At 40.4% G+C, this 14,418-nt stretch carries 13 protein-coding genes and 1 CRISPR repeat array; of the genes, 7 read left to right on the top strand and 6 right to left on the bottom strand.

The genetic code is table 11. The features are described from left to right. The first annotated feature begins 262 nt into the window (after nucleotides 1-262). The 4 genes from AC5JMF_RS22635 (at nucleotide 263) to AC5JMF_RS22620 (ending at nucleotide 6,922) form a co-directional block, all read left to right on the top strand. Nucleotides 263-2,119, top strand: coding sequence for a PmeII family type II restriction endonuclease (locus AC5JMF_RS22635; protein ID WP_495797964.1), 1,857 nt, complete (start codon nucleotides 263-265; stop codon nucleotides 2,117-2,119). Nucleotides 2,120-2,450: 331 nt separating this feature from the next. After that, nucleotides 2,451-3,201: a CRISPR direct-repeat array (repeat unit 37 nt; unit sequence GTTTCAATCCCTAATAGGGATTTAGGTTAATTAAAAC). Nucleotides 3,202-4,029: 828 nt separating this feature from the next. Next, complete coding sequence (locus AC5JMF_RS22630) at nucleotides 4,030-4,635, top strand: DUF3038 domain-containing protein (RefSeq protein WP_495797963.1); 606 nt, start codon at nucleotides 4,030-4,032, stop codon at nucleotides 4,633-4,635. A gap of 172 nt (nucleotides 4,636-4,807) precedes the next feature. Then, nucleotides 4,808-6,385 (top strand): DUF4335 domain-containing protein, encoded by a 1,578-nt coding sequence (locus AC5JMF_RS22625; RefSeq protein WP_495797962.1) that lies wholly within the window; start codon nucleotides 4,808-4,810, stop codon nucleotides 6,383-6,385. A 252-nt stretch (nucleotides 6,386-6,637) separates the two neighbouring features. Then, nucleotides 6,638-6,922 carry a YiaA/YiaB family inner membrane protein gene (locus tag AC5JMF_RS22620; RefSeq protein ID WP_495797961.1) on the top strand — a complete coding sequence of 95 codons (285 nt, stop codon included), beginning with the start codon at nucleotides 6,638-6,640 and terminating at the stop codon, nucleotides 6,920-6,922. A 23-nt stretch (nucleotides 6,923-6,945) separates the two neighbouring features. Here AC5JMF_RS22620 and fghA read toward each other — a convergent pair whose 3' ends face one another. From fghA to AC5JMF_RS22600, 4 genes are all read right to left on the bottom strand, one after another. Then, complete coding sequence (gene fghA, locus AC5JMF_RS22615; RefSeq protein WP_495797960.1) at nucleotides 6,946-7,791, bottom strand: S-formylglutathione hydrolase; 846 nt, start codon at nucleotides 7,789-7,791, stop codon at nucleotides 6,946-6,948. A gap of 42 nt (nucleotides 7,792-7,833) precedes the next feature. Continuing rightward, entirely contained in the window at nucleotides 7,834-8,304 is a 471-nt protein-coding gene (locus AC5JMF_RS22610) for a DUF29 domain-containing protein (RefSeq protein ID WP_495797959.1), read from the bottom strand. Further along, nucleotides 8,301-8,801: a DUF29 domain-containing protein gene (locus AC5JMF_RS22605; RefSeq protein ID WP_495797958.1), complete on the bottom strand. Its 501-nt coding sequence runs from the start codon at nucleotides 8,799-8,801 to the stop codon at nucleotides 8,301-8,303. The genes AC5JMF_RS22610 and AC5JMF_RS22605 overlap by 4 nt, the downstream gene beginning before the upstream one ends. A gap of 227 nt (nucleotides 8,802-9,028) precedes the next feature. Next, nucleotides 9,029-10,138 carry an S-(hydroxymethyl)glutathione dehydrogenase/class III alcohol dehydrogenase gene (locus AC5JMF_RS22600; protein WP_495797965.1) on the bottom strand — a complete coding sequence of 370 codons (1,110 nt, stop codon included), beginning with the start codon at nucleotides 10,136-10,138 and terminating at the stop codon, nucleotides 9,029-9,031. Between the two features lie 276 nt (nucleotides 10,139-10,414). Between AC5JMF_RS22600 and AC5JMF_RS22595 the strand changes: the two genes are divergently transcribed. After that, complete coding sequence (locus tag AC5JMF_RS22595; protein ID WP_495797957.1) at nucleotides 10,415-11,701, top strand: valine--pyruvate transaminase; 1,287 nt, start codon at nucleotides 10,415-10,417, stop codon at nucleotides 11,699-11,701. 44 nt (nucleotides 11,702-11,745) lie between these two features. After that, nucleotides 11,746-12,327, top strand: coding sequence for a ribosome maturation factor RimM (gene rimM, locus AC5JMF_RS22590; RefSeq protein ID WP_495797956.1), 582 nt, complete (start codon nucleotides 11,746-11,748; stop codon nucleotides 12,325-12,327). Between the two features lie 109 nt (nucleotides 12,328-12,436). Here rimM and AC5JMF_RS22585 read toward each other — a convergent pair whose 3' ends face one another. Next, entirely contained in the window at nucleotides 12,437-12,925 is a 489-nt protein-coding gene (locus AC5JMF_RS22585) for an anthrone oxygenase family protein (protein WP_495797955.1), read from the bottom strand. 210 nt (nucleotides 12,926-13,135) lie between these two features. Between AC5JMF_RS22585 and AC5JMF_RS22580 the strand changes: the two genes are divergently transcribed. After that, the gene (locus AC5JMF_RS22580; protein WP_495797954.1) at nucleotides 13,136-14,083 is read left to right on the top strand and encodes a J domain-containing protein; all 948 of its coding nucleotides are present in this window, start codon (nucleotides 13,136-13,138) and stop codon (nucleotides 14,081-14,083) included. A gap of 98 nt (nucleotides 14,084-14,181) precedes the next feature. Here the strand turns inward: AC5JMF_RS22580 and AC5JMF_RS22575 are convergent. Then, nucleotides 14,182-14,418 (bottom strand): hypothetical protein (locus tag AC5JMF_RS22575; RefSeq protein WP_495797953.1); only part of this gene is annotated, 237 nt, incomplete at its 5' end.

Below are 14,418 nucleotides of genomic sequence, written 5' to 3'. Positions count from 1 at the left end.
GAGCGACACAGGAGCGTCGCGTCATTACGAATTACGAATTACGAATTATTTAATTTCCTTGTATGGCATTTATCAGCCACACACCTATGTGATTTTTCACACAACTAGTGCAGGAAAATATCTCTTCCCTACTGCCTACTCTCCACTCCCTATTTTCAAGCTGGAGAGACGCTAAATAAATTTGGGCTAAACTAAAACATTGCATATCTAGCAATCAAATATCTCAAAGACCAAGGAATTACCACCTCACGGATTTTAACCCATGCCGGACATAGATTTTAGTGTTCAGATACCAGAGGTAAAACTAGTTACAGACTTACAGCAAATAGAAGCAGCTAATCTGCAAAATTGGCAGAGTCAAGTTATTCTAGGTGACTGTTTAAAAGTTTTAAAGCAGATGCCAGAGGGCATAGTTGACTTAATTGTGACATCTCCTCCCTATGCTGATAGTCGTAAAAAGACATATGGTGGCATTACACCAGATCAGTATGTTGCTTGGTTTTTGCCAATTTCTCAAGAGTTAAAAAGAGTTTTAAAACCGGGTGGAACATTCATACTCAACATTAAAGAAAAAGTAGTGAATGGGCAAAGGCACAACTATGTAATTAAGCTAATATTAGAACTGCAAAATCAAGGCTGGCTATGGACTGAAGAATATATTTGGCATAAAAAAAATAGTTTTCCTGGTAAGTGGTCTAATCGTTTTAGAGATTCTTGGGAACGTTGTATTCAATTCAATAAAGAACAGGATTTTGAACAAGAAGTGCCTGACGACTGGGAACATTGTATCCAGTTTAATAAACAAAAGAAATTCAAAATGTATCAAGAAAGTGTCATGGTTCCTATGGGGGATTGGGCCAAGTCTAGACTGAAGAACTTAAGCGACACCGATAAAAGAAGAGATAATTCTAGAGTTGAAAGTGGTTTTGGTAAGAATATCTCAAATTGGTTACAACGAAAAATGGCTTATCCAACCAATGTTCTACATTTGTCAACGGAGTGCAGTAATAAAAATCATAGTGCGGCATTTCCTAAATCTTTACCATCATGGTTCATTAAGTTATTTACTGAGCAGGGAGACACAATATTAGATCCTTTTCTTGGTTCTGGGACTACATGTGTGGCAGCAAAAGAGTTAGGCAGAAATTATATTGGTATTGAAATTAAAAAAGAGTATTGCGAATTAGCTGTTTCAAATATTGAAAAAGCAAAACTTAATACTCAACTAATAACATTGACACAATCTATGGAAAACTCATCCATTAATTCAGATTATGATGCATACTATAAGTATCTGGTGCAGCATGTTCTTACACCTTTTTATGAAAAAAGATTTGAAAAACTAAGAAAACTAAAACTAAAAGATATTCTCAAACGCAAAAATCCCTACCTATTCAAAGCAAAAAATATAGAATTTGCTCAAGATTTTATCAAAAGTATTGTAGATGCTTTCCTTTCGTCTCAAGAAGAAACTATTTTTGGGAATTTATTAGAAGGATTTGCTATATACATATCTGCAAACTTATATGGTGGTTTTAAATCTAGTCTCAATAGTATTGATTTGGAGTTTAAGAAAAATGAAATTTACTATGTGGTAGGAATTAAATCTGGAACTTTTTGGGGAAACTCTGACCAGATAAATAGAATGAAAGACAATTTTAAAAAAGCTAAACAAGCTTTGAGAAACCAAGGTATAACAGATACAATTATTGCTGTCAATGGTTGTATGTATGGAAAAGATCGAAATCCATTAAAAGAAGATTTAGATCCAGATAAGTCTTATTACAAGTATGCTGGACAGGAATTCTGGAATTTTATTTCTGAGGACGAAAATCTCTACCAAGAGATAATTGTACCAATTGATCAAGAAGCGAAAAATAAAGATGAACTCTTTAAAACTACATACAATACAAAGGTTAATGAAATGACCTTTGAATTTATGCAGTATTTTATGAACAATGGTCAAATACATTGGGCTAAGCTTGTAGATTATGTTTCTAAAAAAGGAGAGGTTAAATTAGAGGCTTCACCACAACAAATGACATTAGATTTGGATGAAAGCTCAGATTTTGAAGATACATTAGATTTGGCAGATGCTCTAGATTTTGAAGAAAATTAGAGCAGATTAACAAGTTCCGTGGGTTTAAGTCTCCCGGTTTTATAATCGGCAAATTTTGTGTTGGCGTCTGTCTTACAAAGTTGAGGCAGTGTGATCTTAGGGAGCCATTGCGTTGGACGGGTTTCCCGGATTGAAGCAAGTGGCGTGGTTTCCCCCTGGTGACTTTGCGCTCAATCCCCATAAAACTTAATTAACGTCTGATGTGAATTAAAAACGGCTCTATCGTACTTGTTATGCTAAATAAACACTCTATTAAGAGGGAACAGGGAACGGGGAACAGTGAAAAGAGCAATCTGAAAGAGTCGATTGCCTCGTGAATTTCTTCAGAATAGTTTCAATCCCTAATAGGGATTTAGGTTAATTAAAACGGAGAAAGAAAATGTTAATTCAAAAATTAGTTGGTGTTTCAATCCCTAATAGGGATTTAGGTTAATTAAAACTTTTGGATCTTTGCCCAAGACCACCAATGTCAAGTTTCAATCCCTAATAGGGATTTAGGTTAATTAAAACTTATCCTCCCCAATTCCTAAAAATGAATCTTCATAGTTTCAATCCCTAATAGGGATTTAGGTTAATTAAAACCTCATCTTTCTGGCGGGAACAATTTTATCTACAAAGTTTCAATCCCTAATAGGGATTTAGGTTAATTAAAACCTCGAAAATCGCACATGTAATTAGTAAATATACGGGTTTCAATCCCTAATAGGGATTTAGGTTAATTAAAACAATCGGCGGTTAAATCAGAAATAGGAAGTACATTAGTTTCAATCCCTAATAGGGATTTAGGTTAATTAAAACTTCAACTAATAGTTTTAAGATAAAATTAACGTTTGGGTTTCAATCCCTAATAGGGATTTAGGTTAATTAAAACAAAAACGTTACTAATTGCTCCTAGTAATGTTTGGTTTCAATCCCTAATAGGGATTTAGGTTAATTAAAACAAGTAAAAGAGCTTATTCCTGCTTTTGGTAAATGTGGTTTCAATCCCTAATAGGGATTTAGGTTAATTAAAACTTAAGCGTGGAACCAAGGTATATTGCTCAAGGTTTCAATCCCTAATAGGGATTTAGGTTAATTAAAACGGCCGGGGTCTGCGAGCCTTGGTATATTTGGTTTTCAAGGTTCAAAAGTGGCAACCTGTAGCTAAGATACCTTTTCAGACGTTTGGTTGTCAAGAGCGCAAGAATAATAAATAACCTCAAAAGCAATTGTGATAAGGATTTGAGGGGGTGGTGTCAACCTCCAAAACACTCAAAGAGGATTCAAAGCTAGAGAGGATAAGCTTTTCAGGCGCAAAATTTTGTTTTGTTTGAAAAACACCTACTGGTTGACCCCATAATTACTAATTCACATTAGGCGTAATTACGAATTACGAATTATTTAAGTAAGTTGGTACTAATATTTTAAGTTATGTTAAGAAACTAAAAACTGTAGTCAGGTGTCAAGCCTTAAATACTTAAAAGGTGAGAGTTAATTTATAAAGAAAATCTTAAATTTATTTAGTAAATAACAAGATTTATGCATTCTTAGAAGACTTACGAATACTACATTTCATATTTCACAAATAATTTATTTACAAAAGTCTTGTATGTAAGCTATGCGTCTAATTGCTCATTGCCTTGCTGTGACTAGCGATTAATGTTCAAGATTAACAATAATAAACGATGTATTTTATACCTTACTACTGAAATAGCAATTCAGACTAAATAGAAATAAAATGGCACAGTCAACTTACCATTTTGTGGAAAATAAATTTTAATTTAGAGTAGGACAAAGATCTCAGCTGCTTACCGCCATAAAAAACAGCTAGCTGAAGCTTCTAGCTCATAGCTACAGGAAACTAACCTCAATTTTTGAGAGTCTGGTTTCAAAATGGGTAACAGCAACAGCCCCTATCAGCCCGATCACCTATGCTAAAAGTTATGCACTCGGTTGCCAACTCAGCTACTCCAAATTCTCAGTGGGAGGATTTAATCAAGCTTCCAGCCCCGAACACGGTTCAATGGGACAATATCAAAACCCAGTTAGACCTAGTGTTATTGGCACTAGAAACCTTAACAGGCGATGGTTCTGAGGCGATGCTCTCGGCGGCAACCAGTTTGAATTTAGAGTCAAGAGTGCCAGATCGCGTAGCTCTTTGGCGACTGCGCCAATCAAATCCCATACGTAAAGGTCAAGGAGGAAGAAAAAAACTCGATGTAGAAGAAGCGCGATCGCTCGTTCTCATCACCTGCTACCTCGCTAAACAACACCAAGAATTAATTCGTCGTGCTGTTGGTTTGTTGGAGCAAATGGCGGAAAGCCAACGGGAACCTCATCAGGCTGCTTTACTTGGAGATTACATAGATGCTTTTTGTAATACTTACCAAGAGCGGATGGAAGAGGATGATCAAATATCGACAGATTTAATCACTAATCTGGCACTAAAACTACTAGTAGATTTACTTTTTTATAGTGCCCCGGGAGGACATCGTCGCCTCTGGTTAGCACTCATAGACCGTTCCACACAATTTTAGATTTGAAATTTCTCACCCAACATCCGTCTTGGACAGTCTGCTACAGGAAACCCATTATCCTTTTGCAAATACTGTCTCCTCTTAGCAGCCAGTTGACTCAACGGGAAACCCCAGACGCGACAGGCTTAACATTTTCACAAAATTTTAAATAGACTCCTTCGCATTTTCTGCCATGCCTCTATCAAATTCTGTAATTCGTCGCTACACACCCCCCTCATGTACGCTAGAAGTATTGGCGCAAAGCTCACCTTTGTCCGCTTGGATGGGTAAACCTGTCCTAAAAAAACTCAGCTTTCAACTACGTTTTGACGCTCCGCAACTACCAGAAGAACGCCGAGTACCAATCCGTGGCGATCGCGACCAACTCGAAGCTTTGTGTGATGCAGTAACCATCTACGTACAAGAATTACTCCAACAGTCCCCCGAAAAATTCTCACTCAGTTTATCTGGCACTAAAGAGTCAAGTCAAACGCTTGACGAACCAGAAATAACAGATTTTCAACCATCTCCTTTAGCAGCCAAAACCCTAAAGTCCTTGCATCCCCAGATAGGAGGAGCAAGGATATATTTAGAACCAGGCAGCTATTTAACTCACAAACTGTTTCTAGGTTCCCTCGCTAATCCAGCATCAGGCCCTGTAGTTCAATTGAGTCTGTTGCAACTATTTGACTTGGCAACTGCCTTGGATGAATACTCAACTGATGTCCTGGCATTACCAAATCTCAACGACAGCAGTTCGAGCCTCAAGTTACCTGTATGGGCACCTGTTGCCGCCATCATGGTACTTGCCGTTGGTTTAACACCATTTACTTGGCAGTATGCCAACAACATTAGGCAAAAGCAACAGCAAACAGCCAAAGCACCAGCCCCAACAGAAGCGAGAGTTGCTGATGCTTCACCAGAACTCAACTTTCCCACACCTCAATCGAGTCCTACTGCCCCAGCGAATTTACAAGCTTTGCCACCCATAGGCTCTACTTCACCACTTTCTACTTCTGGTCTGCCTCCAACAAATCCTCAAATATCCCCTGGTTCTGGTTTACCAACGACCCCACAAACATCTCCGAATTCCAGTCTTCCCGTAGTACCTCCATTGGGGTCAAAAAACCCACTAGCCAGAACTCAGACAAAAACGCCAACTCTTGCTAACACTCCAGGAGTCACCGCATCCACCAACATTCCTGGACAACCAGTTGCTATTCAACCGAACCTCCCACAGAACCCTACCGCGTCAATTTCCCAAGGTAGGATTACTCTTTCTCGAAGACAGAGCTTACCACCAAAGCAACAATTGCAGGAAAAAATCAATTCTTCAGGGACAATTTCTGCTCAAGCACAACCCTCAGAATTACCTCCTGTAAGTACCTCTTCTGAGACAACTCAGAAAAACCCATTTATCGATAGATTACGGGATGGTAACACAACCTCTGCATCCCCAGATGGAAACACTAGGGGTAGTACGTTATTTGATACCCCTCAAGTAGCAGAAGCTAGAGAATATCTCAGAAAACGCTGGCAACCACCGAGGGGATTGGCACAGACACTAGAATACAGCATGGTAGTAGGTGTTGATGGCACAGTTGAACGAATTCTGCCTCTGAATAAAGCTGCAAGAGAATTTGTTAATAGCACTGGAATGCCTGATATTGGTAAACCCTTTGTTTCTGCCAATAGATACGGGCAAAATGTCAGAATTCGAGTTGTTCTCACTCCCGATGGGAAAGTACAGACGCTGCCAGAGTCTGAATAACAGGGAACAGGGGGAGAAATAACAAACACTAATTCCCAGTCCCTGCGGGAGTGGGGGCCCTGAGTTCCCCAGTCCCCAAAAAAATGCCATTCGTAAAACTGGTACAAACCTTGTACCAGTTTTTATTTGCTCTGATTGCTCTTGAGCTAACTTTTTTGAGTCCAGTTACCAAACTGGTAATATTGCTGTTAATTGTAAACATATTAATCAATACAATTACAGTTAAATTACTTAAATCAAAAGGCAAAGAATATGCAACAGTTTGGCCATCAAAAAGATAGCGCTGCTTGGATTATTCAAACATGGGCTGCTTTTATAATTTCTATTTCTATGACCACTTTTGGAATTGTTAATTTACCTGTAAATAGTTGGGTGAAAGGCTTTATGGGTATGGGTTTAGCTTTTTCTGTTGGCTCAACTTTTACTTTGGCTAAAACTACTAGAGACTTACATGAAAATAAAAAATTAACCGCTAGAATAGACGAAGCCAAAGTAGAGAAATTGCTTTCACAGCATGATTCTCTAAATTTAAAATAACGAGAAGTGCTATATTTATAGCATCAAGAAATGAGAGCGATCGCATGATGACGAATGTGATCTGCTATCCAGCTAGAAATAAAATAGTAACTGTGGTCATAGCCTTCTTGGTAACGCAAGTTGAGAGGTTGGTTAACATCTACACAACTTTGCTTAAATACTTCTGGTAGTAATTGTTCAGTTAAAAATTTATCAGTTGTGCCTTGATCGATGAGAATTAGACTGTGATATCCCAGTTGTTTTACTAACTCACTAGCATCATAGGCACGCCAATTTTCTTGCTGACTACCAAGATAACGACTAAAAGCCTTTTGTCCCCAAGGACATTGCATAGGTGCAGTGATAGGTGCAAAAGCTGATACTGATTTGTATAGCTGAGGATTTCTCATTGCACAAACCAGCGCCCCATGTCCTCCCATTGAGTGACCAAAAATACCTTGTTTTTCGGGTTGTACTGGAAAGTTGGTGGTAATTAGAGCAGGTAATTCTTGGACAATATAAGTATACATTTGATAGTGCGATCGCCACGGTTGTTCTGTGGCATCGACATAAAAACCCGCACCCGTGCCAAAATCCCAATCGTCATCTTCACCTGCAATACCAGTGTTACGAGGACTAGTATCTGGTGCAACTAGCATTAAACCATATTTTGCTGCGTAGCGTTGCGCCCCTGCCTTCACCATGAAGTTTTCCTCAGTGCAAGTCAAACCAGAGAGAAAATAGAGGACGGGAACTGGTTTTTGAGTGGCTTGTGGTGGTAGGTAGACAGCAAAGCGCATTTCACTGTTACAAGTGGTAGAGGCATGAGAGTAAAAGCCGAGATTGCCATCAAAGCATTTATATTCACTGATGAGGTTGAGATTAGTCATTTAGTAATTAATTTAGCAAATCAAATATGAGTCCCATAGCAATTATTTCATTAAATCATCTGTTGTGGGTTCACCTGGATAAAAGCGATCGCTAATAATTTCTTCTAACTGATATAAAGATTGCATGGGAAAATCTGAAAGGGGTAGATTTGTTTCACCCGATGCTAAATCTCTAGCGTTTTCATAGGCTTCTTTGAGTGTTTCTTCAAGATAAGATTTCAGGCTAGGATTTTCGCTCAGTAATTTAATAGTCTCCCGCCTTTGGACTCGAATTGTTGCCAACCAACTGCGACTTCTCTGCTGTGATTGATATTCCCACTTCAACAAATGTCCAATCAATATACTCAGGCGATTCCTTAATTCTTGGCGTTCCTTTCTGCCCAAAAATTCAATTTCCTCAACTAAATTAGACACATCAAGCTGACTCCATTGATGATGACGAAGGAGATTAGCTTGTTGTTGAGTCCAAGCATAAAAGTCAGTTTCGTAGAGATTTTGCATTACTTTGATCATTCGATTAAATCATCTGTTACAGCTTCACCTGGATAAAAGCGATCGCTGATAATTTCTTCTAACATATAAGGGCAATCTTGTGGAAATGTTTTCACAGGTAAATTTGTTTCTTTGGCAGCCAATGCAATTCCTTTTATATAAGCTTTTTGAATAACTTCTTGGAGATATGGCTTAAGACTAGGATTTTCTTCTAGCGTTTCTAATATATCTATACGCTGGACTCTAATTGTATTTAACCAACTGCGATTTCTGTACTGTGATTGATATTCCCACTTTAACAAATGTCCAATCAAGACACTCAAACGATTCCTTAATTCTTGGCGTTCCTTTCTGCCCAAAGATTCAATTTCCTCAACTAAATTAGACACATCAAGCTGACTCCATTGCTGATAACGAAGGAGATTAGCTTGTTGTTGAGTCCAAGCATAAAAGTCAGTTTCGTAGAGATTGAGCATCAGGCTTTTCGCTGTTTGCTCCGTTGGTGGTGTCTGCGTCATTGGTTCAAAGATAAATTTTTCTTAATTCTAGTGTGAGTTAATTACGAATTACGTTAGCGTTAGCGAGTCCTCGAGCGTCGGTACGAGCGTCATTACGAATTACGTTAGCGTTAGCGAAGCGGTAGCGAGTCCTCGAGCGTCATTACGAATTACGAATTATTTAAGAGTTCCCTTTCATAAATCAGATAGGATTACTATAGGTGGGAATTACCCCACCCAACTCACAATTAAAAAGTCACCACACTGCGAATAGATTCACCTTTGTGCATTAAATCAAAAGCATCATTAATCTGCTCAAGAGGCATCACATGAGTAATTAAATCATCGATGTTTATCTTGCCATCCATATACCAATTAACTATTTTCGGTACATCTGTACGCCCTCTAGCACCACCGAATGCTGAACCTTTCCAAACACGCCCAGTTACAAGTTGAAAGGGACGAGTACTAATTTCCTGTCCCGCACCAGCGACACCAATAATTACACTTACACCCCAACCTTTGTGACAACACTCTAATGCTTGTCGCATCACTTTGACATTGCCAATACATTCAAAACTATAGTCAGCACCACCTTTTGTTAAATCAACTAAGTAAGGAACTAAATCGCCCTCCACTTCTTGAGGATTGACAAAATGTGTCATGCCAAACTTTTCAGCTAAAGCGTGTTTGCTGGGATTAATATCAACTCCTACAATCATATTTGCTCCCACCATCCGCGCCCCTTGGATGACATTTAAGCCGATACCACCCAAGCCAAACACCACTACATTTGCACCTGGTTCCACTTTAGCTGTATTGATGACTGCACCAATACCCGTTGTCACACCACAGCCAATGTAACAAACCTTATCAAAAGGGGCATCTTCCCGAATTTTGGCCACAGCGATTTCTGGTAAAACCGTGTAATTGGCAAAGGTAGATGTGCCCATATAATGATGAATCATCTGTCCATCAATACTAAAGCGACTCGTGCCATTAGGCATCACACCACGCCCCTGAGTTTGGCGAATAGCTTGACAGAGATTGGTTTTGAAGCTGAGACAATATTCGCACTGACGACATTCTGGGGTATACAAAGGGATTACATGATCCCCTGGTTTAACACTGGTAACGCCACTACCCACCTCTACCACAACACCAGCCCCTTCATGTCCTAAAATAGCAGGAAATAAACCTTCAGGATCATCACCAGAAAGGGTGTAAGCGTCAGTATGGCAAACTCCAGTGGCTTTAATCTCAACTAACACTTCGCCAGCTTGTGGTGCTGAGAGTTGAATGGTTTCAATAGTTAACGGCTTACCTGCGCTGTAAGCAACTGCTGCTTTAACTTCCAATGTCATCTCTCCTGTAATTGAGTTGCCTTCACCAATAGCATATATAGGAATCCGCTTTCAGGCTCAAAGGCTCAACCTCAAAGGCTCATCTTTGTGTCCCTGCGTTTCTGCCATCCCCCATCTGTCTCAGTGTAGGAACTTTTAAAACGATCATTTTGCTTTGTTAAAATGACATTCTCTAGTTAGATTGATTAAAGGCAACAAGGTGAATTCTGTAGTAACAGAATCCCTGGTAATTTCGTCCACTTATTGATTAATACATTAATTTCACAGCTTATGAACCCTGCCCTAACTCAAATTGGCGCTCAAATGTCCAACTTAACTGGCGTAAGAGCAATTATGAAGGACATTATCGAAACCTTACGAGCGGATGCGGGGCAGCAGTTTATTAATTTGAGTGCTGGCAACCCTTTGATTTTGCCAGAGGTAGAGCAGCTGTGGCGAGATTGTACTGCACAATTATTGGCTAGCTCAGAATATGGTGAGGTGGTTTGTCGCTACGGTTCAAGCCAGGGTTATGCACCACTCATTGAGGCGATCGCTAATGATTTTAACAAACGCTACGGTCTAAATTTGACTGAGCGCAATATTTTAATTACCCCCGGTAGTCAAACTCTCTATTTCTACGCCGCTAACGCATACGGTGGTTATACTCCCAGCGGCGAAGTTAAAAAAATTGTTTTACCCTTAAGTCCCGACTATACAGGATACGGTGGTATCTGCTTAGTTCCCGATGCCTTAGTTGCCTACAAACCCACTTTAGATATCGATGTAGCTGCTCATAGATTTAAATATCGCCCAGACTTTAGCCAAGTATCGATTACAGAAAGCACTGGTTGCGTAATTTTCTCTCGTCCCTGTAATCCCACGGGTAATGTTTTGACCGATGAAGAGGTGAAGAGAATTACTGCTCTGGCTGCATCTTATGATGTACCAGTATTAATTGACTCGGCTTATGCACCACCATTTCCGGCATTGAATTTTACCGATATGACACCAGTGTTTGGGAATAATATCTTGCACTGTATGAGTTTATCAAAAGCGGGATTGCCAGGGGAAAGAATTGGGATTGCGATCGCAGATGAAAAGTGGATAGAGGTGCTAGAGTGTTTTCAAGCCAATGCCAGTCTGCACTCTTCACGTTACGGACAAGCGATCGCAGCCTATGCAATTAACTCTGGTGCTTTAGTAGAGATATCTCACACAGTCATCCGCCCATTTTACCAGAACAAGTTTACCGTCTTGGAAACTAATTTAGAGCAAGCAATGCCGAAAAATTTACCTTGGTTCTTGCATCGTGGTGAAGGGGCAATATTTGCTTGGTTGTGGTTAGAAGATTTACCCATCAGCGATTGGGAACTGTACCAGCAATTAAAGCAAGTAGGCGTCATTATCGTACCTGGTAGTACCTTCTTCCCAGGTTTACAAGAACAAGAATGGCCCCACAAACACCAATGTTTCCGTATCAGCCTTACCGGTAGCAATGAAGAAATTGCCATCGGAATGCAGCGCCTAGCAAAAGTAGCCGAACAAGCTTATCAACGCGCGGCTGTGAGTGCGTAGTTGAGTGCTGAGTGAAAAGACACGTGGACGCAAAGAATAATCTAATGACAAATGGCAATTCCCCATTCCCCATGACAAATGACGAATGGCTAGAAATCGGTAAAATTGTTGCCCCTCAAGGTTTGTCTGGGGAAGTGCGGGTTTATCCTGAGTCAGACTTCCCCGAAAGATTTGAGGTGCCAGGAAAACGTTGGTTACTGCGTCCAGACCAGAAAGAACCGCAACCAATAGAATTATTGTCAGGGCGTTATATTAATGGCAAAAACTTGTATGTTTTGCAACTAGCTGGCGTGGAAAATCGCAACCAAGCAGAGGAATTGCGTGGTTGTAAATTAATAGTACCAGCAAGCGATCGCCCCCAACTAGGCGAAGATGAATATCATGTCCTAGACTTAATTGATTTACAAGTCTTCATGCAAACATCCGGCGAACTCGTCGGCACAGTAGTAGATATTATCCCTGCCGGCAATGACTTACTAGAAGTGAAATTAGATGAATCATTCGCCAATGACAAAAAACAGACAGTATTAATTCCTTTCGTCAAAGCGATCGCTCCAGTAGTAGACTTACAAGCAGGCCGCATTGAAATAACCCCACCCCCTGGATTATTGGATATCAATAGTTAGTACCAGTGAACTAGGCGATTGTATGCAAAATACTTAATTGTTAAATCATTGGTGAAGCGATCGCCCATAAATCAGAACGATGCTAAATAGAATATTCCTATTGCACTGTTTACTTGCAAAGCGCAATTGTCAGCAATGTAGCTGCCCCCAACGCTGCTATTGTCCGAACATGATTCCAGAGTGTCCAGTTAGTCAGATATCTAGCCCAGAGATCTACACCCTCAGGGCTATCTGGTTTGGCGATCGCCAGAGCATTATTTAGTGGTACATTGAAGACAATTGTCACTAAAATAGTGCCAACGAGATAAAGCAAGCTACCAGTCACCAAGTAGACCGCAACAGGTTGATCCCATTTTGACAGCGAGGCGATCGCCAAAAATAGACAGCCTAAAGCCGTTCCAAAGAGTGCTACCATAAACAAAGGATTGATCGCTGTGATATTGATCGATTGCATGGCAATAATGCCTTCTCGCGCCTGAAGTCTAGTAAGAGCGTTCATTACAAAAGTTGAGAAGGCAAAAAAAACACCTGCCACCAGTCCACAGCCCAAAGCAGTGAAAAGTTTTAATACAAAAAGCAAGTGGTCAACAGTTGTCATAAATCCTCCAAGTAAGCGATCGCCTTTTAATACCTATATTCCTCTAATATGTAGTTGAGCTTGTGGCTCTGACCCAGAGAAATTTTTGAGCCGCTCAAGCGCTATGACAAACTTATGACAATAGCCACTTGACAAATTGCTACTGACTACCACCAAATAAGCGAAGTAAACTAGAAGGAATCTTTTGGTTTTTTGGTGCGAAACCGCTTTATGTCTTTAAAAATAGACCGTGGACTTTTTAAATATGATTTCATAGATCACCACGCAATTCTGTGTGTGCCAGTTGATGCGAGTGTCAGAGATATCCGCAAACGCTATCTGAAGATTGCCCGCCTACTACATCCAGATAGTATTGCTACCGCAACGGCTACTCAAAAGCAGCTAGCTAACGAATTTTTATCTAAGTTGGTTAATCCAGCTTACGAAAAACTTTCTGGAGAACGCACTCGTACAGAATACATTCTAGTGTTGTCGCAAATGGGCAGGAGGTTGATACAAGAACCAGCTACGGTAGAATTGACCACTGACTTAGCTAGACAATTAGCCGGGGCCCCTAACATTGATCATTTTTATCGAAGTGCGATCGCAAAAATTGCTGAAACCCAATATGATTCCTTACAGCAAGCACTGCAAATCATTGCTCAAGTGAGTGAATTAAATTTAGTCTATTTGATGCGGAGTGCAGGCAAGTTATCAGCACCGCCACCGACTCAACCCAAAGCCACCCCAAACCCACCTCAGCCAAATACAACACCTACAGCTGCACCAGCGCCAGCCAAAGAAGACTCGGTTATAGAACAGTACATCCGTCGCGCTCAAACTTTGATTGAAAAAAATCAATTTGCTCAAGCCAAAGTAGAGTTACAAGATGCCCTCAAATTAGAACCTAAGAACAGTCGCTGTCATAGCTTAATAGCGATGGTGTATTTGAAGCAAAATCAGCTGAAAATGGCGAAAATTCACTTTGACAATGCTCTCAAACTAGACCCTAACGACCAAATAGCATTGCAATGGAAACCCAAACTAGATAAATTTTTGGGACAATCAGCCAGTGAGCAGAAAGTCACTTCAACTGCCATTACCGGATCTAAGCAACCAGATAAAACTGGGGGTAGCGGTTTATTTGGTGGTTTGTTTGGTGGAAAGAAAAAGGCATAGGGGCTAGAGATGACGCGGAGAGAGGGAGACACGGTGACGCGGAGAAACTTTCATGTACATTCCCCGCGTCCCCGCGTCCCCGTGTCCTTTCATGTACATTAGACTTCTTGCAAAAATACTTGAACCGTCAGAGACTCAAGTCTCTGCCTAATAGCAAAAGTCCGTTGAAACGGACTAAAAATACTGTTATTAGTCGGTTGAAACCGACTTGAGTTATCAGCCAGAAAATTTATTTTCTGGCGAGTATCCGACTTTTGCAAGAGGTCTATTCCCCGCGTCCCCGCATCCCCGTGTCCCCGTGTCCTTTCATGTACATTCCCCGCGCCCCGCGTCCC

The organism is Desmonostoc vinosum (assembly GCF_059505385.1).
This window is presented reverse-complemented; position numbering and strand designations above follow the sequence as displayed.